At 40.5% G+C, this 26697-nt stretch carries 29 protein-coding genes and 3 pseudogenes; 23 read left to right on the top strand and 9 right to left on the bottom strand.

The features are described from left to right. Positions 1–112: 112 nt before the first annotated feature. Positions 113–493, bottom strand: a complete 381-nt coding sequence (locus tag KP77_RS11325) for a rhodanese-like domain-containing protein (RefSeq protein ID WP_041122851.1) — start codon at positions 491–493, stop codon at positions 113–115. Positions 494–877: 384 nt separating this feature from the next. On the opposite strand from KP77_RS11325, the pseudogene KP77_RS11320 reads away from it, so the two are divergent. Both KP77_RS11320 and KP77_RS11310 read left to right on the top strand, forming a co-directional pair. Then, a pseudogene (locus KP77_RS11320) lies at positions 878–1678 on the top strand (ribonucleotide reductase N-terminal alpha domain-containing protein); the annotation flags it as partial. Positions 1679–1997: 319 nt separating this feature from the next. Beyond that, positions 1998–3746, top strand: a pseudogene (locus KP77_RS11310) (vitamin B12-dependent ribonucleotide reductase); the annotation flags it as partial. 197 nt (positions 3747–3943) lie between these two features. On the opposite strand, the gene KP77_RS11305 reads toward KP77_RS11310, so the two are convergent. After that, positions 3944–4327 carry an SA1362 family protein gene (locus KP77_RS11305; RefSeq protein WP_052474117.1) on the bottom strand — a complete coding sequence of 128 codons (384 nt, stop codon included), beginning with the start codon at positions 4325–4327 and terminating at the stop codon, positions 3944–3946. A gap of 35 nt (positions 4328–4362) precedes the next feature. After that, entirely contained in the window at positions 4363–5307 is a 945-nt protein-coding gene (locus KP77_RS11300; protein WP_041122849.1) for a DUF1385 domain-containing protein, read from the bottom strand. A gap of 169 nt (positions 5308–5476) precedes the next feature. Between KP77_RS11300 and KP77_RS11295 the strand changes: the two genes are divergently transcribed. The 21 genes from KP77_RS11295 to KP77_RS11195 all read left to right on the top strand — a co-directional run bounded on the left by KP77_RS11295 (position 5477) and on the right by KP77_RS11195 (position 20855). Further along, positions 5477–5938 carry a YqhR family membrane protein gene (locus KP77_RS11295; protein ID WP_041122848.1) on the top strand — a complete coding sequence of 154 codons (462 nt, stop codon included), beginning with the start codon at positions 5477–5479 and terminating at the stop codon, positions 5936–5938. A gap of 62 nt (positions 5939–6000) precedes the next feature. After that, on the top strand, positions 6001–6450 hold the full coding sequence (gene aroQ, locus KP77_RS11290) for a type II 3-dehydroquinate dehydratase (RefSeq protein WP_041122847.1): 450 nt from the start codon (positions 6001–6003) through the stop codon (positions 6448–6450). Beyond that, positions 6443–7501 (top strand): M24 family metallopeptidase, encoded by a 1059-nt coding sequence (locus KP77_RS11285; protein ID WP_041122846.1) that lies wholly within the window; start codon positions 6443–6445, stop codon positions 7499–7501. The genes aroQ and KP77_RS11285 overlap by 8 nt, the downstream gene beginning before the upstream one ends. A gap of 104 nt (positions 7502–7605) precedes the next feature. Continuing rightward, positions 7606–8166: an elongation factor P gene (efp, locus tag KP77_RS11280; protein ID WP_041122845.1), complete on the top strand. Its 561-nt coding sequence runs from the start codon at positions 7606–7608 to the stop codon at positions 8164–8166. Positions 8167–8247: 81 nt separating this feature from the next. Beyond that, on the top strand, positions 8248–9132 hold the full coding sequence (locus tag KP77_RS11275) for an ATPase, T2SS/T4P/T4SS family (protein ID WP_084218680.1): 885 nt from the start codon (positions 8248–8250) through the stop codon (positions 9130–9132). Continuing rightward, positions 9132–9635, top strand: a complete 504-nt coding sequence (locus tag KP77_RS11270; RefSeq protein WP_041122844.1) for a stage III sporulation protein AB — start codon at positions 9132–9134, stop codon at positions 9633–9635. Before KP77_RS11275 ends, KP77_RS11270 begins: the two co-directional genes overlap by 1 nt. Before the next feature lie 18 nt (positions 9636–9653). Next, positions 9654–9860: a stage III sporulation protein AC gene (spoIIIAC, locus tag KP77_RS11265; RefSeq protein ID WP_041122843.1), complete on the top strand. Its 207-nt coding sequence runs from the start codon at positions 9654–9656 to the stop codon at positions 9858–9860. 9 nt (positions 9861–9869) lie between these two features. Then, positions 9870–10283, top strand: a complete 414-nt coding sequence (locus KP77_RS11260) for a stage III sporulation AC/AD family protein (RefSeq protein WP_041122842.1) — start codon at positions 9870–9872, stop codon at positions 10281–10283. Position 10284: 1 nt separating this feature from the next. After that, on the top strand, positions 10285–11397 hold the full coding sequence (locus KP77_RS11255; RefSeq protein WP_041122841.1) for a stage III sporulation protein AE: 1113 nt from the start codon (positions 10285–10287) through the stop codon (positions 11395–11397). A gap of 1 nt (position 11398) precedes the next feature. Next, positions 11399–11893, top strand: coding sequence for a stage III sporulation protein AF (locus KP77_RS11250; RefSeq protein WP_041122840.1), 495 nt, complete (start codon positions 11399–11401; stop codon positions 11891–11893). Between the two features lie 14 nt (positions 11894–11907). Beyond that, positions 11908–12465 (top strand): hypothetical protein, encoded by a 558-nt coding sequence (locus KP77_RS11245; RefSeq protein WP_052474112.1) that lies wholly within the window; start codon positions 11908–11910, stop codon positions 12463–12465. 12 nt (positions 12466–12477) lie between these two features. After that, positions 12478–13020 carry a SpoIIIAH-like family protein gene (locus tag KP77_RS11240; RefSeq protein WP_041122839.1) on the top strand — a complete coding sequence of 181 codons (543 nt, stop codon included), beginning with the start codon at positions 12478–12480 and terminating at the stop codon, positions 13018–13020. 217 nt (positions 13021–13237) lie between these two features. Beyond that, entirely contained in the window at positions 13238–13735 is a 498-nt protein-coding gene (gene accB / locus KP77_RS11235; protein ID WP_041122838.1) for an acetyl-CoA carboxylase biotin carboxyl carrier protein, read from the top strand. 16 nt (positions 13736–13751) lie between these two features. Then, a complete protein-coding gene (accC, locus tag KP77_RS11230; RefSeq protein WP_041122837.1) occupies positions 13752–15110 on the top strand; it encodes an acetyl-CoA carboxylase biotin carboxylase subunit in 1359 nt (452 codons plus the stop codon). Between the two features lie 16 nt (positions 15111–15126). Continuing rightward, positions 15127–15546: an Asp23/Gls24 family envelope stress response protein gene (locus KP77_RS11225; protein ID WP_041122836.1), complete on the top strand. Its 420-nt coding sequence runs from the start codon at positions 15127–15129 to the stop codon at positions 15544–15546. 270 nt (positions 15547–15816) lie between these two features. Beyond that, entirely contained in the window at positions 15817–16218 is a 402-nt protein-coding gene (gene nusB / locus KP77_RS11220) for a transcription antitermination factor NusB (protein ID WP_041122835.1), read from the top strand. 20 nt (positions 16219–16238) lie between these two features. After that, the gene (folD, locus tag KP77_RS11215; RefSeq protein ID WP_041122834.1) at positions 16239–17090 is read left to right on the top strand and encodes a bifunctional methylenetetrahydrofolate dehydrogenase/methenyltetrahydrofolate cyclohydrolase FolD; all 852 of its coding nucleotides are present in this window, start codon (positions 16239–16241) and stop codon (positions 17088–17090) included. A gap of 65 nt (positions 17091–17155) precedes the next feature. Further along, complete coding sequence (gene xseA, locus KP77_RS11210; protein WP_041122833.1) at positions 17156–18517, top strand: exodeoxyribonuclease VII large subunit; 1362 nt, start codon at positions 17156–17158, stop codon at positions 18515–18517. Then, on the top strand, positions 18504–18737 hold the full coding sequence (gene xseB, locus KP77_RS11205; protein WP_041122832.1) for an exodeoxyribonuclease VII small subunit: 234 nt from the start codon (positions 18504–18506) through the stop codon (positions 18735–18737). Before xseA ends, xseB begins: the two co-directional genes overlap by 14 nt. After that, positions 18734–19612 (top strand): polyprenyl synthetase family protein, encoded by an 879-nt coding sequence (locus tag KP77_RS11200; protein WP_041122831.1) that lies wholly within the window; start codon positions 18734–18736, stop codon positions 19610–19612. The genes xseB and KP77_RS11200 overlap by 4 nt, the downstream gene beginning before the upstream one ends. A gap of 661 nt (positions 19613–20273) precedes the next feature. Further along, positions 20274–20855, top strand: coding sequence for a hypothetical protein (locus tag KP77_RS11195; protein ID WP_041122830.1), 582 nt, complete (start codon positions 20274–20276; stop codon positions 20853–20855). An 80-nt stretch (positions 20856–20935) separates the two neighbouring features. Here KP77_RS11195 and KP77_RS18540 read toward each other — a convergent pair whose 3' ends face one another. From KP77_RS18540 to KP77_RS11170, 6 genes and pseudogenes are all read right to left on the bottom strand, one after another. Beyond that, a complete protein-coding gene (locus KP77_RS18540) occupies positions 20936–21343 on the bottom strand; it encodes a tyrosine-type recombinase/integrase (RefSeq protein ID WP_052474111.1) in 408 nt (135 codons plus the stop codon). Between the two features lie 4 nt (positions 21344–21347). Next, positions 21348–21986, bottom strand: coding sequence for a site-specific integrase (locus KP77_RS18535; protein ID WP_052474109.1), 639 nt, complete (start codon positions 21984–21986; stop codon positions 21348–21350). Between the two features lie 168 nt (positions 21987–22154). Continuing rightward, positions 22155–23516, bottom strand: a complete 1362-nt coding sequence (locus KP77_RS11185; RefSeq protein WP_041122829.1) for a transposase — start codon at positions 23514–23516, stop codon at positions 22155–22157. A gap of 247 nt (positions 23517–23763) precedes the next feature. Beyond that, the gene (locus tag KP77_RS11180; protein ID WP_041122828.1) at positions 23764–24009 is read right to left on the bottom strand and encodes a hypothetical protein; all 246 of its coding nucleotides are present in this window, start codon (positions 24007–24009) and stop codon (positions 23764–23766) included. Positions 24010–24024: 15 nt separating this feature from the next. Beyond that, positions 24025–24723 (bottom strand): hypothetical protein, encoded by a 699-nt coding sequence (locus tag KP77_RS17575; protein WP_052474107.1) that lies wholly within the window; start codon positions 24721–24723, stop codon positions 24025–24027. Between the two features lie 391 nt (positions 24724–25114). Continuing rightward, positions 25115–26090: pseudogene (locus KP77_RS11170) on the bottom strand (DNA/RNA non-specific endonuclease). Positions 26091–26697: the final 607 nt, after the last annotated feature.

The raw sequence follows: 26697 nt of genomic DNA, 5'->3' as shown, positions 1-26697 counted from the left end.
ACCAGCACAAATATTTGGTAATAAAAGGCGCCGACCATCTTTTTAGATGATCAGCGCCTTTTATTTTAGTCTTTGGCTAGTTTTTGTCCCAGCCTCTTTTTTATCTGTTTTATTATTTTCTTTTAATCTTGCCTGTCCATTTTTTGAATCCACCCTGCAGCTGGTACAGGTCCTTCACGCCTTTTTTATGCAGCAGCTGTGCTGCCCGGCCGCTTCTCATGCCATTTTGGCAGTAGATATAAACCGGTTTATCTGCACGGATTTCCCCAAGTCTCATCTTAAGCTGGGAAAGTGGAATGTTTCTTGCTCCGAGAATATGTCCGCCATCATACTCTTTTTGTTCACGCACATCTATCAGCTGTGCTTTACGGTAACCGCTTTTAAATTCTTCTTCAGTTAAACTCTTCAGAATTTTTTTCTGTCGGAAGTAAGTGAAAACTGAATAAAGAATAATTCCGGCAAGGACAATAATTAATACATATAACGACTCCAAGTTTTTAACCCCTTTCTATCTCACACTACTCTTTATTATAGTAGCCGCCTGCAATAAGTTCAAAGGAAATAATCAGATTGCTGCTTTGATTTTGACAAGTTGATGGACATGTTATGCAAAAAAAGAACAAGTATGAAATCACCTCAATTAGACAAATTAATAGATCATTTTCTCATTTTTTCTCAGATTTCTTCGTTTTTTCGCTGTTTATTACATTTGACAAAACTTTTGTAATTGACACAAAAAACTATATATTGTATAGGTTTAAAAAAGACAAACACAATATGTTGTGTTTTTTGGTTTGAGGGTTTATATTATTGGTAATACATACAGTAGTTAAGTACTTAACATGCTGGTTAATAAAGATATATGTCGAAAGGGGAAATGAAAGTGGCACAGCTATCAGCTTCAGCACCAGTATTAAATAAACAGAAACTCAACGAGGATATCAGTTTATTTGATGCTGTGCACCCGATTACAGAGGAGATGTCACTGACGCATAAAGGCGTTTCAAGGCTGGTTATGCTTGACCGGTATGCTTATAAAGACACTGAGAAAAAGACGTTAACTGCGGGGGATTTTGTTGTATTAACGATCAGGGAAGATCCTAAGTTCCCAGCACGTGGACTCGGTTTTGTTAAAGAGATTGACTGGGAGAACGGACATGCAGCTGTTCAAGTGGAAGAAGAGTTTAAAAATTCACTTGATACACCGAAAGAAGTAGAATCAGGCGTTGTTGTCAGGTCACTTGATGTGATTGAAAAGCCGCTTGAAATTTTCTATGAGCAGATCGCGCTGAGAAATGCGACGGGACTTGCCTCTGTAGAAAAAACTGAAGAGCTTCAAAAGGAATGGACAGAAAAGTTTTATAAGGAACTCTCAAGTATGCGTTTTGTTCCGGCAGGCCGTGTATTGTACGGGGCAGGAGCGAACACCGATGTAACATTCTTTAACTGCTATGTGATGCCGTTTATTCAGGATTCAAGAGAAGGGATCTCTGATCACCGTAAGCAGGTAATGGAGATCATGAGCCGCGGCGGCGGTGTTGGAACGAACGGTTCAACACTCAGACCGAGAAACACGCTTGCAAGGGGAGTAAACGGAAAGTCTTCAGGTTCTGTATCCTGGCTTGATGATATTGCTAAACTGACGCATCTTGTAGAGCAGGGTGGGTCAAGACGTGGTAAAGTAGCATAATATTGTATGCCTCGTCTATAAAAAACCTCGTGAATTGCTGGAAACTCTTTTATGACTTGTTGGCTACAACGCAGCTGGAAACGGCAAACGTGAATGCTGAAAAACAACAGGTGGATAAAGACAATCAGCAGCCAAGCTCCTTGAAGGGAGAAGGTTCAACGACCATCGAAACCACGCTTATGCGGAAGGAAGTAGAGTAGGTGGCAAGCGTCACCGAAGTGCGAGGACACTCAAGATGAGTGTAAGATATGGTCTGAACTCTAAGGTGACTTAGAGAGTTGGTATAGCGAACCAACGTAACAATTTGGCACAAATGATTATGCTTTCAGACTGGCATCCTGACATCGTTGAATTTATTATTTCCAAAATGCAAAATCCGAGAATCCTGAGATTTCTGCTCGAAACAACAAACGATGATTTCATAAGAAAAATAGCGCAGGAAAAACTTAAGTTCACTCCACTGACTGAACAGGAAGCTGCGATGTATCAAAGTATTGTAAATTACGAACAGATCGAAGGCTTTGGCGGATTCAATGAAGACATTATTAATGATGCGAAAGAAAAGCTGGCTGAAGGAGGGAACTATTCAGTTCACAACCCGGACTTCCTGACTGGTGCCAACATTTCAGTATGTCTGACAGACGACTTCATGAAAGCAGTTGAGGAAGATCAGGAATATGCACTGAGATTCCCTTATGTAGAAGCCTATTCAAAAGAGGAAATGGCTTATTATAATGAACAGTGGCATGAAGTAGGAGACGTCCGCAAGTGGGAAGAGCAGGGCCACAAAGTCAGAACGTACCGTACAATCAAAGCAAAAGAACTCTGGAATCTGGTTAATATCTGCGCAACTTATTCTGCTGAGCCAGGTATTTTCTTCATTGATAATGCAAACGAAATGACTAATGCAAAAGCATACGGTCAGCAGGTAGTAGCAACTAACCCGTGTGGAGAACAACCACTCGCACCATTTTCTGTCTGTAACTTAGCGGCTGTAAACCTTGCTGAGTTTGCTGACAAGAAAAATAAAACAGTTAACTATGACAAGCTGAAAGAAACAGTGGCAGTTGGTGTAAGAATGCAGGACAACGTCATTGATGCTACACCTTATTTTCTTGAAGAGAATAAGAAACAGGCGCTTGGGGAGCGTCGTGTAGGTCTTGGTGTGATGGGTCTTGCAGATCTCTTAATTTACTGTGAAAAGGAATACGGTTCAGAAGAGGGAAATCAATTAGTAGATAAAATCTTTGAAACAATTGCAGTGACTGCATACGAAACTTCAGTCGAGCTGTCAAAAGAACGCGGCTCATTTCCATTCCTTCAAGGGGAGACCGAAGAAGAAACAATGAGACTAAGACAGGCGTTCATTAATTCAGGATATATGAAGAAAATGCCTGAGAAGGTACGTGAAGGAATTCTTCATAATGGTATTCGTAATTCGCACCTTCTAACAGTTGCACCAACTGGAAGTACAGGAACGATGGTAGGGGTAGCAACAGGTCTTGAGCCATACTTCTCTTACACTTATTACAGAAGCGGACGCCTCGGTAAATTTATCGAAGTAAAAGCTGATATTGTAAAAGAGTATCTTGAGCTGAATAACAAAACCGAAGAAGATGAACTGCCGGCATTCTTTGTGACTGCAATGGAACTGCCACCTGAAGCGCATGCTGATACACAGTGTGTAATTCAGAAATGGATTGACAGTTCAATCTCAAAAACGGTTAATGCACCTAAGGGTTACTCAGTTGAACAGGTTGAAAGTGTATATGAAAGACTTTACCGCGGTGGAGCTAAAGGTGGTACAGTATACGTTGATGGAAGCCGTGACAGCCAGGTACTGACGCTGAAGGCTGAAGAAAATAAAGAAGAAAAACCAAGACAAAAGCAGAACGTCGTGTTAATTGATACCATTCAGGACCTGCGTTCCACAAATGTGACAATCGGATCTGAGATCGGCAATACTTGCCCGGTCTGCCGTAAAGGTACTGTCAAGGAAATTGGCGGCTGTAACACATGTACAAACTGTAATGCACAGTTAAAATGCGGTCTGTAATAACTTTATATCACGGAAAAAGCTGAGACAAACGTCTCAGCTTTTTTTATGAATAGCCTTTTTAAAGACCAATGTCGTTATAGCACAGCTGATGATTGCAGCGGAAATCAACAGCCGGATTTAAAAGAACCTTATGAATAATAGATGTTTGAACTGATACAGCCTATAAAAAAAACACCTGATAACGATCAGATGTTTTAAAGCGTCATACGTTTTTTCTTTTTACCTTTTTTTCCTTCAATGACTGTCAGCTTGGGTCCGTTCAACCTTGCAGCTGAAGCTTTCTTGGCCGGCTTTCGCTGCTGGGCTGCCGGCTGAATTCTCTTTACTTTTGAAGCAGAGGGTTTAGCCGGCTGGTATTTCTTTTTAGATTGTCGTACTGCTTTTTTATAAGCACTGTTTTCACGGCTGTTTCCTCTTCTTGACATTACAAAACGTACAATCCCATAAATAACTGCAGCAATCAATGCATAAGTAACAATCATTCTAAGCAGTGAACCTGGTTCAAAAACAATCATTGAAATTAATCCAAACGCTCCCAGACCAATAACGGCATAGAATACGAACTTTTTAATGTTCAATGCAGCCACCTCCCGCAGCAAGCCTTTTTATTAGTTTAGACAAGTGCAGCTTTTTTTAAACCTTTTTCAGCCTCTTCCTCTACTTCAAGCATCTTATTAAATGATGCAATCGCTACTTCAACCTGATCATCTTTCGGTTCCTTTGTTGTGAGCAGCTGAAGCCAAAGGCCGGGGTACCCTAGAAACTTAAGAACTGGAATGTCCCGTACTTTATTCGTCAACTGTAGCACTTCAAAGGAAATGCCGAGTACGACCGGTATCAGTGCTATACGGTTTAGAATACGTGCAGTCAGCGGTTCAGTCGGTACCAGAAGATATACAAACATTCCTACGATGACTGTAAATAAAATGAAGCTCGATCCGCATCTGTAATGCAGTCTCGACTGCGACTGTACATGCTCTACTGTCAGCGGCAGGTTATTTTCGTATGCATTTATCACCTTATGTTCTGCCCCGTGATATTGAAAAACCCGTTTAATCAGAGGGGTTAAAGAAATAAAGTAAATATATGCAAGCAGCAAAATCACTTTAAATACACTTTCTAGTAAGACCTGTCCCACGTCCCCGGGCACTGCAAAGCGGAAAAGCTCAGCAAGAAAAACAGGGATTAATGTGAATACAAACTTTCCGAATAAGAAAGATAGCACACCGATTGCTGCGATCCCAAAAATCATTTCAAGTTTTGAAGATTTTTGTTCCTCCTGAACTTTTTCATCGTCTTCCGGCAGAACGTCAAAACGTTCACTGGAAAAGTTCAGGTGCTGAGTGCCATTCGCACTGGCTTCAATCAGCGCAATGATGCCTCTTAAAAAAGGAACCTTTTTCAGTTTTTGAAACGTAGGGTTTTGCTTACGCGGGAGCTGAAAATACTCGATTGAGTCATCTTTTCTCCTGATCGCCGTGACAGTCTGCCGTTTTCCACCGAACATGACACCTTCCATTACTGCCTGGCCGCCGTAAGCGGGTTTTTGATTCGTCATATTTACACCAGCCTATTCATTACATTCCTAATCTACAATCACCATTGGTTGATCATGAATAAGGTAATTACAGTTTACTAAAAAATCAGTCATTCTTCTACTGTCTGAGATGCGAATAACCAATTTAAATGCGTGACATAATGATGACAATGAGGAGATGATGATAAAAATGAAAATACCTACAATCAACAGGTTTCCACTCGCACTCTATACTGCTGCAGCAGGAGCTGTGTTTTTTTACGTTATATACCGGCTTTATGTCTATTTGCACTTTATTGAAAAAGACTTTTTAAAGCCTGAGTTTTCTTTTATTACAGCTGAATGGAGATCAGGTGCTGTCAGTGAAGTTTTATTTGCGATGATAATTGTTATGATTTCAGTCATCTGGACTGTACTGTATTATATGTTTTTCAGAAACAGGTCATCAATTTTTCCTGGTATTTTTTCAGGAATGGTGGTGCTTATATTACTTTTATTAGCAGGATGGGCTTTTGAATGGCGGTTATATGCCCCTGATTTTAAGCTGCACACCTGGTTTTCTCTATTTTCATTGTTTATTCTGTACGGACTTTTTACAGGTTATTCAGTCTCATACGACGAACCTTATTCAACCAAAGATAGAGAAAATTAAACGGGTGTTATGTTACACTTAATTTGTGTGTCGAAGTATCAGGTAAAGGGGAGTGTAGTGCGGTGAAGATATTATTGCTGAACGGACCAAACCTGAACAGGTTAGGAAAAAGACAGCCTGAGATCTATGGAACTGAAACACTGGAGTCAATCGAACTTCACCTCAGAGCTGTCGCCGGATCTAACAGCTGTGAATTAACAGCCAAGCAATCTAATCATGAAGGCGAATTAATTGATGCTTTACATGAAGCTGCAGATGAAGGGTATGGAGGAGTCATATTTAATCCGGCTGCCTATACGCATACAAGCATTGCACTCATGGATGCAGTTGCCTCTATTTCAATTCCTGTGGTGGAGGTACACTTATCCAACATTCATGCACGTGAAAGCTTCAGACATAATTCTATGATTGCTGCTGAAGCAGTCGGACAGATCGCGGGCTTTGGGTCATATGGATATGAAATGGCATTACATGCACTAATACATCATGCAAAGGAGAATGATCATGAGTAAAATTGATAAATTAAGACAGGCGATTGCCGGGCAGGCAGATGGAATGTTAATTACCAGCCCTTATAACAGAAGATATATGACGAACTTTACAGGTTCAGCAGGAGCGGTTCTGATCTCCAACGATAAAGCTCTGTTTATTACAGATTTTCGTTATACAGAGCAGGCTGAAAAACAAGCCGACGGGTTTGAAGTGATTACACATAAAGCACCGATCACAAAGGAAATTGCTGATCAGTGTGAAAAGCTGGGCATTAAAAAACTGGCGATCGAATCAGATCATCTAGTACTCTCTACATATAAGCAATACGAAGAGTATATACAAGCAGAACTCATACCGCTTTCTGGAACAATTGAAAAGCTGCGTATGATTAAAGCGGATCATGAAATTAAGATTATTAAAGAAGCAGCTGACATTGCTGATGCTGCATTTAAACACATTCTTGATTTTATCCAGCCTGGCAGAACTGAAATTGAAGTATCAAATGAACTTGAATTCTTCATGAGAAATGCAGGAGCAGTCTCGTCTTCTTTTGATATTATTGTTGCAAGCGGGAAACGTTCAGCACTTCCGCACGGTGTGGCAAGTGAAAAAGTGATTGAAAAAGGTGACTTTGTTACGCTTGATTACGGTGCGCTTCATAAAGGCTACGCATCAGATATGACACGTACGCTCTCAGTCGGTGAGCCTGAAGAAAAACTGAAAGAGATCTATCAGGTAACACTCGATGCCCAGCTGAAAGCCATGGATGAAATTAAACCCGGTATGACTGGTAAAGAGGCTGATGCAATCGCGAGAGATTATATTGCATCTAAAGGATACGGGGAGTATTTCGGTCACAGTCTCGGTCACGGACTTGGTATGGAAGTGCATGAAGGTCCTGGCCTTTCATTCCGTTCAGAAACAAAACTCGAAAAGAATATGGTTGTAACAGTAGAGCCGGGTATTTATCTTCCTGGGATCGGCGGCGTCAGAATTGAAGACGACACTGTGATCACAGAAAACGGAAACGAAACCCTGACACACTCGACAAAAGATCTGATTATCCTATAATATTAAACAGATCAATGTAAATTTACGTTTACTTTTTGCCGTAAAGTATATACAATTACTAGCGGTAAAACTGTGAGACACCTTATAAAACGGAGGAATTCAATATGATTTCAGTAAATGATTTTAAAACAGGCTTAACAATAGAAGTTGATGGCGGGATCTGGAGAGTAATGGACTTCCAGCACGTTAAACCTGGTAAAGGAGCAGCGTTTGTTCGTTCGAAGCTGCGTAACCTTCGTACAGGAGCAGTACAGGAAAAAACATTCAGAGCAGGCGAGAAAGTAGCAAAAGCACAGATTGATAACAAGCGTATGCAATATCTTTATGCAAATGGTGATATGCACGTATTCATGGACAATGAATCATACGAGCAGATCGAACTGCCTGCAGCACAGATTGAATATGAATTAAAGTTTCTAAAAGAAAACATGGAAGTACAGATTATGATGTATCAGGCTGAAACACTCGGTCTGGAACTTCCTAATACTGTAGAGCTTGAGGTTACAGAGACTGAACCGGGTATCAAAGGCGATACATCAAGCGGTGGTTCTAAGCCTGCTACAGTTGAGACAGGACTGACGGTTAACGTGCCATTCTTCGTTAACGAAGGCGATAAACTTGTCATTAATACAACAGATGCATCATATGTATCACGTGTACAGTAATTTTACGGACTGCCCAAATCATTGGGCAGTTTTTTTAATGGGCATAAATCATGAGCTCCTTCAATAGGATAGTCGTAAAACATGAAGGAGCCAACTATGCACCAGATCCTCTCATATCTTCCTGACCGGCTGGCTGAAATCATTACAGAGGAAGCCGGGCCGGACCTTGAAGGAGTAAATGAAATCAGAATCAGAAAAGGTAAAGTACTGGTATTAAAAACAAAAGAAGGACAAAAAGAAATTCAGTATTATCCCGGTGAAGAGGAGTGCAGCAGACTGCTTGAACGTATTTCAGACCATTCCGTTTATTCAATTGCAAATGAACTTTCTGCAGGGTTTATTACAGTTAAGGGTGGTCACCGTATAGGCGTAGCGGGGGAAATGACTGAAAGTATGAATCAACTGCAGACGTTTAAGTATATTTCAGCCTTTTCAATTAGGATTGCCAGAGAATTCAAATTTACTTCAGATGAGCTGATGACTGAATGCTGGAGGCATTATGGCAGGTGGCCTCATATTTTAATTTACGGTCCCCCAGGCAGCGGTAAGACTACCTTTATAAGGGATGCAGTCAGATTTATTTCAACAGGAACTGATGCTATTCCGGCAAAAACAGTTTCACTGATTGATGAACGTTCTGAGATTGCTGCCTGTTATAAAGGGGTCCCGCAGTTGACATTCGGTCCGCATATAGACGTGCTCGATAAATGTCCTAAGACCCGCGGGATGAAGATGATGCTTCGGTCGATGGGACCTGATGTGATTGCAGTGGACGAAATAGGCGGACAGGCTGACGGGCAGGCAGCTGATGAGATTTTATCTGCTGGCGTAAAAATTATCGTTACTGCACACGCAGAATCAGTTGAAGAATTGCTGCAGAAAGATGAACTGTCTTCTTTAATGGCCCATAAGGATTTATTTTTAATCAGGTGCCAGGATTGCAGCTACCAGATTGATACACGCTGATGTTCTCATTTGGAGCGGCCTGTATCATTTTGAGCTTTACACTTGAAGGCATGAGGAGAGCGTCACTGCTGATCAGAAGAAGACAACTGCTGCTCGAGTGTGTGCGATTATGCAAATGGATGGAGAGAGAAGCCGTGGATAGAAGGGCTACAATCTCTGAAATGGTCACGCTCCAAAAAGAGAGAGAGTCCTTATTAAGTGATTTTCTGACTCAGATTGAAAATGAAATTGCAGAAAAATCTTTTGATCAGGTGTGGAAAGAAACAGTCTCTACTCATTCAACGTTTTCATGTCTGTCAAAAGAAGACACGAAGTGGGTTGAAAAAATCAGTCACGCATTTAATCATATTCAGCTGGAATCCTTGGAAAAAGAATTGAAATTTATTACTTCAGGCTTGCAGTCCGCTTATGACAACGCTTGTGACAATGAAGGGAAGTTCGTGAAAATATATCGTACTTTAGGATTTATAACAGGATTGATTGCAGTTTTGCTGCTTATTTGAAACCAGGAGAGATCGCGGGTGTATATTGATGGGGAAACACTGTTTAAAATTGCCGGAGTCGGTCTTGCAGTGGCATTTTTATATACAGTTCTTGAACAGGCGGGGAAAAAAGACTATGCACAGTGGCTGGCATTTTTTGGTGCAATGTATGTTCTTTACATTGTCATTCAGGCTCTTGGTGATTTTTTTGAAGCAGTCAGGTCAGTTCTTATGTTTTACGATTAGAGGATTCAGATGGAAGATTTACTGAGAACAGCCGGAATCAGCTTTATGATTGGTTTTTTAGCACTCCTTTTAAAGGACAGATCCCCACAGTCCGCACTAATGCTTGCATTCTGCGGCAGTGTTTACTTGATCAATGAACTGGTCGTGAAGATGAGAGAAGCATCAGTTTTTTTAACACAGTTAACAGGCTATGTGCCCGGACTTCATCAGTACTCACTTGTTCTTCTGAAAGTAGTGGTCATCGCATTTGTCTCAGAAATCTGCATTCATCTTGTAAAACAGCTCGAGCAGCCGCTGTTATCAATGATCATTGAATGGACAGGCAAATTGCTGATCCTAACGATCGCATTTCCGGTTTTCATTGAATTACTTGAACAGATCGTCCAGCTGATGCCTGATAATATGCTCCAGGGAAGATACTGATATGAAAGAAACGACCATTAATCAAGAGATAGAATCAATTGTGCAGGATCAGCTTGACGCGCAGGATCATTCAGAATGGACAAGATATTGGGAGGAGCTGACAAGAGAATACGGTGAGTACCTGCCCTTGTCAGAAGAAAAATCGATCTTTGATGCGCTGTTGAATGTTGATAATGGATTATATGGCTGGATAGAAGGTATTGTGAAATATTCGCTCTATGAGATTACAGATCATCTGCAGCTGATCTTCTGGCTCATTCTGCTGCTTTTGATCAGTTCTTTTATTCATTTAATTGAGCAGTCATTTGACCACCATAAAGTTGCTGCTGTCAGTCCAATCGTTATATTAGGACTCGTTTTACTTACAATTATCTCAAGTGTAAAGCTGTTTCTGGATGTGATGTTCGATTCTCTTCAAACGCTGTCAGCATTTATGAACGGGTTATTACCGCTCTACATAGCTTCCATCACACTTTCCGGCGGACCGGCAACTTCTGCCGCTTCATTCCCGATTCTTCTGATTATGGTATATGCCATTACATTCCTGATGAAAACAGTCATCATTCCACTGTTTATCTTATCTATATTCTTTGATCAGCTGAATCTGCTCTCTGACCGTTTCAGCATGGGTAAATTCGCTGCGCTCTGCAGACAGACAGGCTTATGGATACTAGGAGTAACAGCCGTCGCATCCTTATCTATTCTATCCATTCAGACAACAGCTGCATCAGCTGCTGATGGTGTTGCTGCAAAATCAGTCAAAACACTTGCAGGAACACTGCTTCCCTTTGTTGGAAAAGTTGTATCTGATACTGCTGATCTGGTAATAGCATCATCCATGCTTGCTAAAAACACAATCGGTGCTGCAGGAGGACTGATTGTCATCCTGATCGTCATATTCCCGGCCATCAAAATGCTTGTAATTGCAGTGATGTACAGGCTGACAGCAGTACTGATGGAACCTGTTGCAAGTACCAGGCTGACAGATGCGGTAGACGCAGCCAGTAAGGGAATGTTTCATCTGGCTGCATCTCTTTTACTCACAAGTTGTATTTTCTTTATATCCATTATCGTTGTCATGTTCATCAGTAATATTCCAATCATGATCAGGTGAGGTGGGTCATATTCAGTACTTAACAGACTGGACAATCGGATTGGCAGTATTAATACTGTTGTTTCTGATTGCTGATATATTGACACCGTCAGATTCATGGAAACCTTTTATCAGATTTACAGCAGGGCTGATTTTTTTATTTTGGATGCTGAGCCCACTAAAACTTTTCGCCGGTGGCCCGGAAGCACTGACGCTTTCACTTACAGATGGACTGGAAAAATGGGTGTCAGACGAAAAAAAGAATGCAGACGAGTTAATTGAAAGCATGTCCTCTGATCAATCTGCATACATATTAGAACAAAGCGAAGACACTGTGCTTCATATGATACAGGAATCATGCAGCTGTGAGATTAACGAAGTAGAGATATCAGAAAAAAATCAGACGTACTCAATCACTTTGTCAATAACTGAAAATAGCGAAAACCAGGAGGCGCTGCTTGAGAATACATCTGAGTTAATGGGCATTCCAACCTCTCAAATCACAATTATTTACTAACAATGGGGGTATCAATGAATAAAATAAAAGAAGCAATATTTTCTTCCAGAGATCCTACTTTTCACAAAAAGATCCCAATTATCCTGTTATTATTTGTGATCGGGCTGGTTATGATCACACAAAAAGAGCCTTCTGTCGAGTTGCCAAAAGAAGAAGTAAAGGAAGATAGCCCTGAGATTTCCGTTCTTGAAAGACAGCTTGAGAACAAAATTGCTGCGCTGTTAAAAAAGTCTCTGGGTACTGCCAAGGTCGATGTGATGATCACTCTTGGCAGTGGAGAGAGAATGGTGTATGAAAAAAATGAACAGATTCAGCAGGATAACGGGGAAGAACAAAGAAATGATCACCAGTCTTTTTCAGGCAGAAAGTCAACTTCCTCAGAAGTTGTTTTCGGACAAGCAGCCTCAAGCGGTGAGCCTGTTTTAAAATATATTGAAAAGCCTCCGGTCGCAGGCGTTCTTATTGCGGCAGAGGGGACAGAATCTGCAGGTGTAAAAAAGAAGGTCATTGAGGCAGTTTCAAGGGCGCTTGATGTCTCAACTCACAGAGTAGCAGTTATACCTTATCAATAAGGAGATGAAATCATGCTGAAAAAACAAACGGTCTGGTTAATGACGATGATCGGACTTGTTGTCCTGTTATCCGTCTATTATGTGATGTCCCCGACTGATCAGACAGCGGTTACTTATGAAGATTCTGAAATGGTAAGTGGAGAGACTGATGATGAATGGATTTTTGAAGATGAAGTGGATGTAACATCTGAAGGGAACGATGACCTGTTCAATGTGTTGCGCATGGAAGTTCAGGATGAGAGAAGTGCTTTGAAAGAGCAGCTGACTTCAAAAGTGGCATCTGCAGATTTCACAGCTGCTGAAAAAGATGAAGCGTACGAAGCGATGGAGGAACTGAACAGACTTGAATCAAAAGAAAAGCTGATTGAAACAATGATTAAAGCGATGGGTTATGAAGATGCGCTGGTGAGAACGGATGATCAAAGGTTGCTCATTACTGTAAAGTCGATTGACAATGAACATTCAAAAGAAGCTGCCAATGAACTTGTACAGCTTGGACGCCGTGAGATGGGTGAAAATACATTTGTCAATGTAATGTTTGAACCGGCAGAATAAACCTGATCCAAAGCTTAACCCTGAAGGATATCTACCTTCAGGGTTATTTATAGTGTGAAAAAATGCGCCGCTATACTGATTTCTCATTTGTGATACAATATGTTTTGTGAAAGCGTTTTAATTTATAAAATAGCAGTAATCTTGAATTTAGGCCTGCTGTTAGCGTATGATAATAGCAGCTGCTGCTAATTAATATGATGATCAGGGAGTGTAAACGATGCTAAAAGTACAAGAAATCAGAGAAATTATTAAGTTAATCGACAAATCCTCAATTGACGAATTTACATATGAACAGGATGGCGAAAAGCTTAAGCTTAAAAAACAAGCGCGAAAGACTGTAGAAACAGCTGCTGAAGAAACTCCGGCGTCTGAAACTGTTGCAGAGCAGCCTGAAGTAAAGACTGAACCTGTTAAAGAAGAGAAGAAACCTGAGCCGGTGAAAGAATCACAGCCGGAGCCTGCAGCAGACCTTGAGAATACAGTTGAAATTAAGTCTCCTATGGTAGGGACTTTTTATGAATCATCCTCACCAGATGCTGAACCGTTCGTAAAGACAGGTTCAAAAGTGTCTGCAGATACAACAGTATGTATCGTTGAAGCCATGAAGCTCTTTAACGAAATCGAAGCTGAAACAGAAGGGGAAATTGTTAAGATCCTTGTTGAGAATGGTCAGCTTGTTGAATACGGACAGCCTCTTTTTCTTGTTAAAAAGTAGTTAGGAGAGAATACGTATGATAAAAAAAATATTAATTGCCAATAGAGGAGAAATTGCAGTCCGTGTGATCCGCGCCTGCAAAGAACTTAATATTGAAACAGTAGCTGTATATTCTGAAGCTGATAAAGAAGCTTTACACGTTCAGCTTGCTGATGAAGCCGTTTGTATCGGACCTAAACTGTCTAAAGACAGTTATCTTAACTTTACAAATGTAATATCTGCTGCAAAATTAACTGGTGCTGATGCGATTCATCCCGGCTACGGTTTTTTAGCGGAGAATGTGGATTTTGCTGAGTTATGCAGAGACTGTAATGTTACTTTTATTGGCCCGAGTCCTGAAGCGATCTCAAAGATGGGTACAAAAGATGTAGCGCGTGAAACCATGAGAGCAGCTGGTGTACCGGTAGTTCCAGGCTCAAAAGGTATTATTTCTTCACCTGAAGATGGTCTGAAGCTGGCTGATGAGATGGGATACCCGGTTATCATTAAAGCGACTGCCGGCGGAGGCGGAAAAGGGATCCGTGTGGCACACGATAAAGCAGACCTTGAAAAAGGGATCAAAGCTACTCAAAGAGAAGCTGAAGCTGCTTTTGGCAATCCGGGTGTGTACATAGAAAAATTCATTGAAGATTTCCGTCACGTTGAAATTCAGGTAATGGCAGATACGCATGGAAATACGATTCACCTGGGCGAGCGTGACTGTTCAATTCAAAGAAGACTCCAAAAGTTACTTGAGGAAACACCATCACCTGCACTTGATGAAAAGGTTCGTGAACGTATGGGGGATGCGGCAGTTAAAGCCGCAGAAGCCGTAGGATACACAGGTGCCGGGACAGTTGAATTCATCTATGACCATAATGAAAAATCATTTTATTTTATGGAAATGAATACAAGAATTCAAGTCGAGCATCCTGTCACTGAAATGGTGACAGGAGTGGACCTGATCAAAGAACAGATTAAAGTTGCTTCCGGAGAAAAGCTCAGCCTGACACAGGATGAAGTAACATTCTCAGGATGGTCGATGGAATGCAGAATTAATGCGGAAAACCCTGAGAAGAACTTTATGCCGTCAGCTGGAAAGATTACAATGTACCTTCCACCAGGCGGACCGGGTGTCAGAATTGACTCAGCCGCATACACAGGTTATGAGATTCCACCATATTATGATTCTATGATCGCCAAAGTCATTACTTACGGAGCTACACGTGATGAGGCAATCGCGAAGATGAGACGTGCACTATCTGAATTTGTGATTGAAGGCGTTCATACAACGATTCCATTCCATCTGAAATTATTGAGCCACGATGTTTTTAAGGGTGGAGACTTTAACACAAAATTTTTAGAGAAGTATGATATCATGTCAAAAAAGGCTTAAGTAAGAGGGGGATCATATGACTGCTGAAAATGAAAATAACCTGTTGCAAATGAGCAGCATTGAACAGAACCAGCTTGGAAAAGTTGAGATTGCTCCTGAGGTGATTGAAGTCATTGCCGGTATTGCTGCCTCAGAAGTTGATGGTATCGCACAAATGAGAGGCAATTTCGCTTCCGGTGTTGCCGAGAGACTTGGTAAAAAAAATCACGGCAAAGGCATCAAAGTAGAACTTGGAGATGAAGGAATTGTGCTTGATGTGTATTGCACTGTTAAGTTCGGTACAGCGATCCCTGAGGTTGCTCAAAAATTGCAGGACAACATCCGCCAGACGCTGTTGAATATGACAGCTCTTGAAGCTGACGAAGTGAATATCCATGTTGTTGGAATCCAGTTTGAGTCAGTTAAAGCTGAAGAAGAAGATAAAGATCAGAACTGAATATGATGAAAATAAAAAGAGTGCCGCTGGAATGAGCGGCATTCTTTTTATTTTCGCTGTAATGTCACCATATGAAGGTGTCCCATCTAGAGAGGAAACGTGCAGCTGCATTCATCAGAGCCTGCATTTTAAAAGGAATATGACTGAAAGCGCATACGGGACATGAATTTTTAAAATCTGCTGATGTTCAGTTAGTAGGAAGCTCACTTTTATGCTATGATCTTTTTATGACATGGATATTATGTAATTAGAGAAGGAGTTAAACCTGAAATGAAGAGAAGAACGGCCAGAGAGAAAGCGCTGCAGGCACTATTTCAAATGGAAATGAACGAAATGGAGCCGGAAACAGCGATCGAAAATATTCTGGAGGGCGAAAAAAATGATGATTATTTAACTGATCTCGTTAGTGGTGTAAATGACCATTTAACAGAAATTGATCAGCTGATACAAAATCATCTGGAAAAGTGGAAAATCGAACGCCTTGCCAGAGTAGACCGCAACATTCTGAGAGTTGCATTATATGAATTATTATATAAAAAAGAAGATGTCCCTTCTAGCGTAGTACTGAATGAAGCGGTTGAAATATCAAAGCGTTTCGGTGATGAAAAATCAAGTAAATTCGTGAATGGAGTTCTTTCAAAAGCAGTTACAAACCTTCATTCACGTGATTGAATCACGGGAGGAAGTCTTGAATGTCAGCAGAAATAATTGATGGTAAAAAAATTGCACAATCAATGAGAGAACAGCTTAAAGAAAGAATTGCAAACCTGCAGGGGGTCACTCCGGGGCTTGCAGTTGTACTGATTGGAGATAATCAGGCTTCACAAACTTATGTTTCAATGAAACAAAAAGCCTGTGAAAATCTTGGTATTTACTCCAGACTGATCAGAATGCCTGAATCTGTTTCAGAGTCAGATCTACTCAGTACAATTAATGAACTGAATGAGGATTCTACAATACATGGAATCCTTGTTCAATTGCCGCTGCCGGCCCATATTGATGAAACCTCAGTCATTGAAGCGATAATTCCTGCGAAGGATGTCGACGGTTTTCACCCGATCAATGTTGGCCGATTACAGACCGGTGGAGAAGCTTTTTATCCCTGTACACCTAACGGGATTATGAAAATGCTTGAATATCAGGGTATAGATTTAACCGGAAAGCATGCTGTTGTAGTTGGAAGAAGTAACATTGTCGGAAAACCGATGGGACAGCTCTTGCTGAAAGAAAGTGCAACGGTAACCTATTGCCATTCGAAAACTGCAGACTTGAAGGCACATACAAAGCAGGCTGACATTGTTGTTGCTGCTGCCGGGATTCATAATCTGATCACGGCTGAGCATATTAAAGAGGGTGCTGTTGTGATCGATGTTGGAATGAATCGTGACAGTGAAGGAAAGTTGTGCGGTGATGCCGACTATGATTCCTGCAAAGCAAAAGCTTCAGCGATTACACCTGTACCCGGCGGCGTTGGTCCTATGACAATTACGATGCTGCTATTTAACACAGTTGAATCGGCTGAGCGGTTTTCTAAGGTAAAATAAAGCTTCAGCTGAGCGGTTCCGGTCATTCTAATCGGAACCGCTTTTGCTTATTTGGGAGTGTTCATATGTCTGAAGTAAGATATTTAACAGTCAGCGCGCTGACTAAATACATAAAAAGAAAATTCGATGCAGATCCGCATCTCTCAAATGTTTTAATCAAAGGGGAGATCTCCAATCTAAAGCAGCCGGGAAGCGGACACCTTTACTTTACACTGAAGGATCAAAAAACAAGGATCAGTGCAGTCATGTTTTCCTCTGCTGCCGGTTCACTGAAGTTCCAGCCTGAGAACGGGATGGAGATTCTCCTTAGTGCAGATGTTTCAGTATTTGAAGCCAGTGGCCAATACCAGCTCTACGTAAAAAAAATGGAGCCGGATGGTGTAGGAGCATTATATCTTGCCTATGAGCAGTTAAAGGAAAAGCTTTCTAAAGAAGGTCTGTTTGATCAAAGCAAAAAAAGAAGTCTGCCTGCTTTTCCGGAGCATATTGGTGTGATCACATCAGCTACAGGTGCTGTTATAAAAGATATTTTGACAACAGCGCAGCGCAGATATCCAATCGCATCGATCCGTTTGTACCCCTGCTCTGTTCAGGGGGAAAAGGCTGTTCCTTCCATATTAGCTTCTTTAAAAGAGGCAGGAGAAGATCAGCTGCTTGACGTCCTGATTATCGGGCGAGGCGGAGGATCAATTGAAGAATTATGGGCTTTTAATGATGAGCAGGTTGCGCGCGAAATAGCTGCTTTTCCTGTCCCTGTGATATCAGCAGTTGGCCATGAAACCGATGTAACAATTGCGGATTTTGCCGCTGACCTGCGGGCACCTACCCCAACAGCAGCTGCTGAAATGGCTGTTCCACATATTGAGGAAGTCCTGGAACGTATTATGAGACTTGAAGTGAGGTCGCATCGCGCTGTTAATCAGCTGATTGAATTTCAGAAGCAGAAACTGAAACAGAATACTGATTCAATGGTATTTAAAAAGCCACAGAAGTTAGTTGAACCCCATGCCCAGTATCTCGACAGACTGGATGAAAGGCTGAATAGAGAAAGTGCAGCCGTCATTCAGCAGGCGGCAATAAAAAGAGAACGGCTTCAGGAAAGGTTGTTCAGGTTAAACCCTGCCAGTCAAATCGAACGAAAAAAGAATTCGCTTCACCGTCTTACCGAAAGACTCGCAAACACGACAACAAAAAAAGTAAATATGAACAAACAGAGATTTATTCAGGCCTCTGCTTCATTAGAGGCTTTAAGCCCCTTGAAAATAATGAATCGCGGCTATTCACTTATCTACGACGACTCGAATGAGCTCATTAAAACTGGCAGACATGTGAAGCCGGGAGATAAAATAACAGTATCAATGCAAACTGCAGATTTACACTGTACAGTGAATCAGAAGATGGAGCGTGAAACTGATGGAAAAGAATAAGCAATACTCTTTTGAAGAAGCAATGGAACAACTTGAAAATATTGTGAATAAGCTCGAAGAAGGTGATGTGCCGCTTGAACAGGCAATTGATTACTATAAAAAAGGCGTAGAACTCTCAAAGATGTGTCATGACAAACTGCAAAGTGCCGAAAAACAAATCGCAGTTATGATGACAGAAGGCGGAGAAACCCCTATTGATCCTGAGGAGCTGTCTGAATGAATACACTCGAACAATTCAGTCTCACTTATAAACAAAAAGTTGAATCTGAACTAAAAGAAGCCATTCAATCACTAGAAACACCTGAAAGTCTAAAGGAATCGATGCTTTATTCAATTAATGCAGGCGGTAAAAGAATACGCCCTTTATTAATGCTCTCAGTCATCGATACATTCAGTGAGAATGCAGATAGAGGATTAAAGGCTGCTGCAGCTCTTGAAATGATCCATACATATTCCCTGATTCATGATGATCTGCCAAGTATGGATGATGATGATCTGAGAAGAGGGATGCCTACGAATCATAAAGTATATGGTGAAGCGGTTGCGATCCTTGCAGGAGATGCTCTTTTGACTAAGAGCTTTGAGTTGATTGCTGATTCACATGTAGAAGACCTTTCAAAGATAAGGCTGATCTCAATGCTTGCAAAAGCGGCAGGTGCAGAAGGAATGGTAGGTGGCCAGATCGCTGACATTGAAGGTGAGAACAAGCCACTGACACTTGAAGCACTTGAAGATGTCCACCGCAAAAAAACCGGCAGGCTATTGGAGTTTGCTGCTGCAGCAGGCGGACTGATTAGCGGACTGGACGATGAAAAACTGAATCAGCTGAGAGCGTTCGCTGAACATATCGGCCTTGCTTTCCAGATCAGGGATGACATACTCGATGTTGAAGGTGAAGAATCAGAAATCGGCAAACCGGTAGGAAGTGATGAGGGACGCCAAAAAAGTACTTACCCTGCAATTCTCGGGATGAAAGAGGCGAAAGAGAAGCTTGAATATCATCTCCATCAGGCCCGGGTGATTTTAACAAGCCTTCATCCTGATCCCCAGATCCTGCTAGACCTCACTAATCTGATTGGCAATCGAAAAAACTGAGTGTCTGACAAGACAGCAGAAAATTGAATATGTTATACTTCCCGTAAATGGGTGGTGCAGTATTCTAGTCAGTCCGCCGGTTCCGAAGGTGGGCCTAAAAATCCACTAAAGGGCATATCGATGAAGTTCCTGGTTTTGGCTTGAGGCGCCCAGCCTTGGGCTGTTTCTGGGAGTAAGGTTTGCGGGCGATCCACAATGGCATGTGGGCGATGACCCGCTTACCGCGGAGGCTTTCATTTTCAGCTGGCATAAAGCATATGCAGGAGAATGATTGTATGAACCTGCGGAAGTGATGACAATCAGCCGCAGCGTAGCCTGCCTTGAGTGGAAGATGAGGGGATTATGGTTACAGGGAACACATTAGTTGGCCATTAATATGTTCTTTTCAGCCCATATGAAAGCACTTCTGCAAAAGAGGATAAGGAATCAGGAGCAGGGCTGCCGGGGAAATCCCCTAGACTGTATGAATCCGTGTTCAGGGGATTAGAGTGCGGACTAAGTGGCAATCCAGTCCGGCAGTGGGAAACCCTGTCGAATTCGATGTAATGGGAAACCCCCAGTATGGCAACAGCTGGTATTGAATTGGGAAAACCTACTGGACCTAAGCCGTAATGTTAACCTTGAGCGCGACCACCCTTTATTTTTGATTGGTGTGATGATTTTGAAAAACTTTTTACATAAATCTATAAAGTGGAGTGTTGCGATAGCCGTTATCACAGGTGTGTTAGCGGCTATTTTTTCACTTTTATCAACAAGTATACTTCATCAGGTGAACTGGACAATCGGTTTATTTGTCGTATTGGTCATTGTGATTATCGGCGTATTTTTTGATATGCTCGGAATCGCGGCAGCAGCTGGTGAAGAGAAACCATTCCATGCGATGGCAGCCAAAAAGGTATATGGAGCCAGGCATGCGATCAGAATCGTTAGAAATGCAGACCGGTTTGCGAGCTTCTGTAACGATGTCATCGGGGATATTGCCGGCATCATCAGCGGAGCCGCAGCCGCAATTGTGATTATCCAGCTTGCAAACGAGCTTCAATTAGGGGAAGGATCACTGATTGAAAGTTCGATTAATATCGGTCTGACAAGTCTGATAGCTGCTTTAACTGTAGGCGGAAAAGCAATGGGCAAGTCACTGGCGATCACGTTTTCCAGGGATATCATATTCAGGGTGGGAAAAACCCTACAATTTCTTGAGGAAAAACTGAACATTGTTATAATTAAAGAGAAAAAACGCTGAACCCTTAATTTATAAGGGTTTCTAGCGTTTTTATTTTGGGTTAATTGCAAAATATCACGAAAATATCACAAAAGTATTTTTTATTGAATTATCTTTAGCATATTGCCATAAAAATCCTGCATTTTTTCATTTGCGTTATCTTGCATCTTTTCCGTCACATGAGTATAAATTTTCATTGTTGTTTTAGCATCTTCATGACCGACTCGATTCATAATGGTCGCCAGGTCAACACCAGCTTCTGTCATCATACTAATAAAAGTATGACGTAGCATATGAGGGTAGACATCATCATTAATATTAGTTTTTTTGACAATACGCCTCATACGGTCCCTAACATAACCTTGCAAGTAAGGGTGGCCATCTGGTATAGCAAACACGAAATTATTATCTTGAATTTTCTCTCCAAATTTAATCAGCGCATCTACCTTTTTAAATTGCTGCCGCCAGTGTTCCTTCATCATGTCAGCAATTTCATCATTGATAGGCACTACTCTAATTGATCCATTTGTTTTGGAGGAGTGATCTCATAATCATTGTATCGCCCGGATTCCGAGTAAATTGTTTTTTCACTCTGATTTGTTGAGCAGCAAAATCCACATCAGCCCATTTCAGCGCACATAATTCACCTGATCGAAGGCCGGTAAACATCATAAGAAAGAATCGCTCTTTATCAAGAGGTTTGCCGTATGCGACTACTGCATCGAGAAACTCTTTAATTTCTGAATGGTTAAAATAGTTGCGTTCTTCTTTCTGTTGTTCAATCTCTTCAACCGTTAGTTGTTTTTTTGGAATGAAGGTATCCTGATAGGGTAGCTCACTAATTAGTTTTGATTTCTTTGCATGTTTGAAAACCATCATGGCAGCGCTATTCAGGCTATGAATGGTGTTTAGTTTGTAACGGTCAGCCAGCGTAAAAATAAACTGTTGGTACACATCACGATTAATACTTAAAAGTTTTTTATCGCCAAGCAGTGGATCTATTGTGCTTAAAGCATTGGTCCTAACGCGTAAAGTACTTTTTTTCACACCACTTCTGCTGTATTCATTAACCCACATTTGAGCTACATCTCGAAAAGTTAAACTCACAACTTCACTTGGATCACGAATCCCTCTTATTTCATTGTTGTACATATTAGAATTTAAAGCCCCTACTATTATAACTGTATTCAAATATCTCATTATTAATACAATTAAATACTTTTAATTTATAGGTGAATCGATTTCATAATTGCTCTTTTTAAAAAAGCCAAGAAAGCGCCTGTTCTCTAAAATCGATATTTTTAACCTTTTATTTGAAGCTTAGGCAGGTTGTTGATTTGCCATTTTATCTTGTAATAAGCGATTGATCCGCTCCGCCGCAAGTTTAGACGCATTGAATAAAAACGTGATCAAGCTCAAATGCAGCTTCGCTTTCTTTCCGTGACGGTGTCTGACATTATTGAACTGAAAGAATTCTTTCAGGTAAGCATTTACACGTTCTACAGCGGTTCGTTCGGCAAAAAGGGCTTTCCATTTTGTCGATCCTCGAGCTGGCGCTGTATACCGCCTTAAATCACTTTCGATTCTGAACTTAAATGTTTTCTGGCACAGCGAATCCTGTGCGAGTGGACAATCGGCACATTCCTTCGGACGTGTGAATTTAATGGTTTTCCATCTCGGATCAAAGCTGTCATACCGATAGGCGTGCTCTTTGACACAGGTTGGGGCAAAGTGTTCATTAAACCCGGGCACTTCCTGTTCACGGCGCTTATTATAAGCGATGACAGATTGAGCATTCATCCGAAACAACTGTTGGTAGATCGCCGGCACATCATAACCTGCATCCATACAGCCAACTTGAATCGGAAGACCAAGCTTTTCAATTCCTTTTAATAAAGGGATCGCTGCTTTACTGTCATGCAGGCTGCCTGAACTCATCAGAGACTGAAAGATATACTGACTCTTTGTCCCAACTGCGAGATGTGCTTTATAACCGAACCAGTAAGCGTTTTTCCCTTCACTGTTTTTCTTGACGCCCCACTGTGGTTCGATTGGGATCTCAGAACGTAGTTCTTCATAAGTGGCATCCAGTTGTGCCGCAACTTCTTTTTCAAATAGCGTCTGATTCAGTTTAGTTTCTTTCTTTAATTGATCAAACACAGCCTGTTCTGCTTTTGTTTTACGACCGCGCTTCTTTGGTTCAGGCTTTGGTTTTTCTTCTTTGGCTGGAGCCTGGTCACGCGCTTCAAAGTGAGAGGCATCAATCGCCACATGGTCATCCGTAATAAATCCTTCAGTCAATGCCTGAAGAATCATGGCGTCATTTTCCTGATCAAACACATCGGAAACGGATAGTTTTTGAATCATTCTTGAATAAGAAGCTTCAGATAGCACATCATCAGAAATCAAAAAACCACAATTCACACGAAATAGGAGATCATTTTTTAATCGCTTCAGTAAATCTTTGATCGTCGGAATACGCTCGACCAATCTAGCAATTAAAGAACAGACCATGGCGGGATAATTCAGTTCTACCGGGGCACCGCGCCACGATTTCTTTGAAACAACCGCGACGATTTTCTCAAGGTCCAGTGCCGAAAAAATGGCTTCGTATCGCTGGGTAGGTTCCAGGTCATATAATTCCTGGATGCCAAACAGGCTCACTTGTCTTATAATAGGTATAAGGGGATTTCCTCCAGTCTGAGTTGGTTTCGTCGCTTACTCTTTTCGACTGTTTGGGGAGGTTCTCCTTTTTTATGCGCTAAAAACGCTTGAGGGCGTTGGGCTGAGAATTATGAAATTCATTCAGTTATTAATTTTATTAGATAAAAATTAGATGTACAATTTAACATCTGATTCAAGAATAATGTAATAAAAACATGCTGTAAATAAATAGAAGGTATTGAGTAATAACTCAATACCTTCTAATTTATTCCTCGATATTAAAGACTGTTTCAGTATGTCGGATAGTGACAGATCTATTTTGATGGTTAACTGAAATCACACAATCCCATGTGGGTTTGATTTGCAGGTTATTTTCATCATCTATCCATAATAGTCCGTTTAATTCAATCGCTTTTTCTAGAATTACCATTTTCTTTTGTGGAATATCTATTACAGCTGTTAGTTCTTCTTGTAAATATATTGTCCAATCAAAAAAATTATTCTTTTTCATAATTGCCTCCTAAATCTATTTACCAACTATATTTCCACTTCTATCAAGAGACGCTTTTCTAGAAGGGTTACCAATCTTCCAAGCTTTTTTACTACCATTATAACCTGTATGTCCAGCCGTATCTTTAGTAATTACCCACTTACCATTAGTAAAAGTACCACTTGTTTTTGTTTTTGGAGTATTACCATTCTTATCTTTAAATTTTCCTAAGTCGACTTTCATGTCACTACTTTTTAAATTCTTAGGAATTGTGTCAGCAGCTTTTTCAGCGGCTTTCTTACCAAAATAAGCACTAACTTGATTATATAGCCATGAGCCTGCAGCAATTGTGGCACCACCTATAATAAGAGCACCTGTTGCCGTCAAAGCTATTTGACCAATACCAGGTATAAAGTATACTCCAGCAGCAGCAGCTATAGCGAATGTTTGAAACTCACCATTTGCTGAACCAGAGTTGATATACATAACATCTATAGTTTCTGGATGGTAAGGATTTAAATATTCTTCAGGAATTTCAATAATTTCATCTTCATTATAAAAATTTGGATCTAATAGTTCTTCAGGAATATCTTCAAACCTTTCGAAATCCTCCAAGCTAAATTCATTTAACGTCTTTTGTGGATATGTTTCAGCGGAAACTAATGGGGATGTAGCAAATGCAAAAACTAATACAAAAACTAAAACTCCTGATATGATTTTTGAAAAACGTAGCATATTTAATTCCTTCTATGTAATATATTTCAACAGAAGTATACATTATTAATTGAAAAAATAGTATATAAAAAGATAATTTTAGCCGATAAAACTTTAAAACTATTGAGTCCATGTACTTTTATTGCTTATAAAATATAAGGAAATAATAAATATACGTATTATTTTATTTTAATGAATACCTGTTTACCCTAATGATATACGGTCGGCATGATGCAAGGTTTTAGAAATTAAAAAAACTCTCACACTTTAAAAAAGTGAAAGAGATATTTAGTGTATAACTAGAGATTATATGTTCAGATTCTATCTGGTATTAAAATCCTATTGATTAAATATTAAACTCGCAGATAGATAAGAAATTATGGGGATTCTCTCTTACTGAATATGTTTTAGATTATTCACCAACCATACCATCACCATCTCGATCGTCCATATATTGATAGAGCCAATGATCGCTCATGATAGGCATTGTGAAACCAGCGTCTTTTGCTTCCTGTATTGTCACCTGTCCATTACCGTTTGCATCAACACTCGATACATCGCCTTCTTCATCAGTTTCAGTTGATTCAGTAGACTCAGTTGGCTCGCTCTCTGTCAGCCCGAGTGATTCGTTAACCTCATCTGGGTTCACATTATCAAAGGTATCAACAATTACATTGCCCATTAAAGTATAAGTATACTGATAACTTGAGGGGATCTGCGTTTCATTATCCGGATACGTAATAATTGCCTTAAAAATCACTTGCACCACCAGCATCTCGAATTACGCGCTCCATATATGCCTGGTCACCGTGTCGATTAAGCGTGCTCTCTTGAGGAGTAATGTTGTAAGCATTCGATACACCACCCATAGAATCAGCAATGATATGCCCTTCATCTAACACGTCGCTTTCAACCCCTGGAACTTTTGCTTCATCATAATAATATCTGCCTTCGGATGTGACATTCTCAGTAGCATCATCTTGTAGAATAATTTCTTTAGCAACAACTTTTACAAGCTGACCATATTCATTGGTAAAGGCCCAATAATCACGATCCCCAAAGCCAATGTCAACAACCACATTAGGTTCGCGATGTCCGGACAGATCGCCACCCTCAACTTCAATCAATGTATATCCTGAGAAGAGTTCATTATCTGATTCGATTGTTTCCTCTGCTAACGCATCTTCAGACTCTTCGGTAACAGTTTCCTCAACTTCTTCAGTCGCTTCTGCTTCAGTTTTCTCTTGTGCTTCAGCTTCTGTATCGACGTTCACTTCTTCAGCTATAGCGGTTTCTTCATGAATCACTTCATCATCAATAGTTCCAGAATCTGAAGAGCAGGCACCTAATAATAATAAAAGTGACATAGGTAATATAAACTTACGCATAATTTTCCCCCTAATATGTATTTACCAACAGTATAAATGATAGGAGAATTTTTGTTAAAGGTGAAAATTGCTCATGCACCTCTAAGAATATAGCCCGTACTAAAACACAGAGTATCGCTACTTCCAAATTAATTTTAATTGCATCACAGAATAGAGTTTCCATTTCATTAAATAGAAGTTATTTAAAGTAACTATAACTTGAAGAATAAAGATTATTTTAGGAGTTATTAACCGCATTAGACTTTCCGTCCAGCCTCTATTAAACTTTCAAGCCAACTACCCCAACCATATTTTTCAAAATCATAATAATTTAATAGAGCTCCTATACTTACTAATAATGCTAAAGTAAATAGTACTAGAGTAAGTTTTACCTTTGGGTGTAATTTCATTACTATCACAACCTTATTAATTAGAATTTGGTATCTGTAGTAAACATTAAAACGCAGAATGACAATAGAAAACAAAATTTATTCTTTATAACAATTATTATATCTAAAATATAATAAAATTGGTTCATCACCAAAAGTCGTGGGAACCTGTTTCTAAACAAATGCGATGAAACAGGTTTTGTTCATTGCGATACCCATAACCGCGGCGTTTAATCAGA

Source organism: Jeotgalibacillus alimentarius, from assembly GCF_000829445.1.
GTDB lineage: Bacteria > Bacillota > Bacilli > Bacillales > Jeotgalibacillaceae > Jeotgalibacillus > Jeotgalibacillus alimentarius.
The sequence above is the reverse complement of the archived record's forward strand: the minus strand, read 5'-3'. Positions and strand labels throughout refer to the sequence as shown.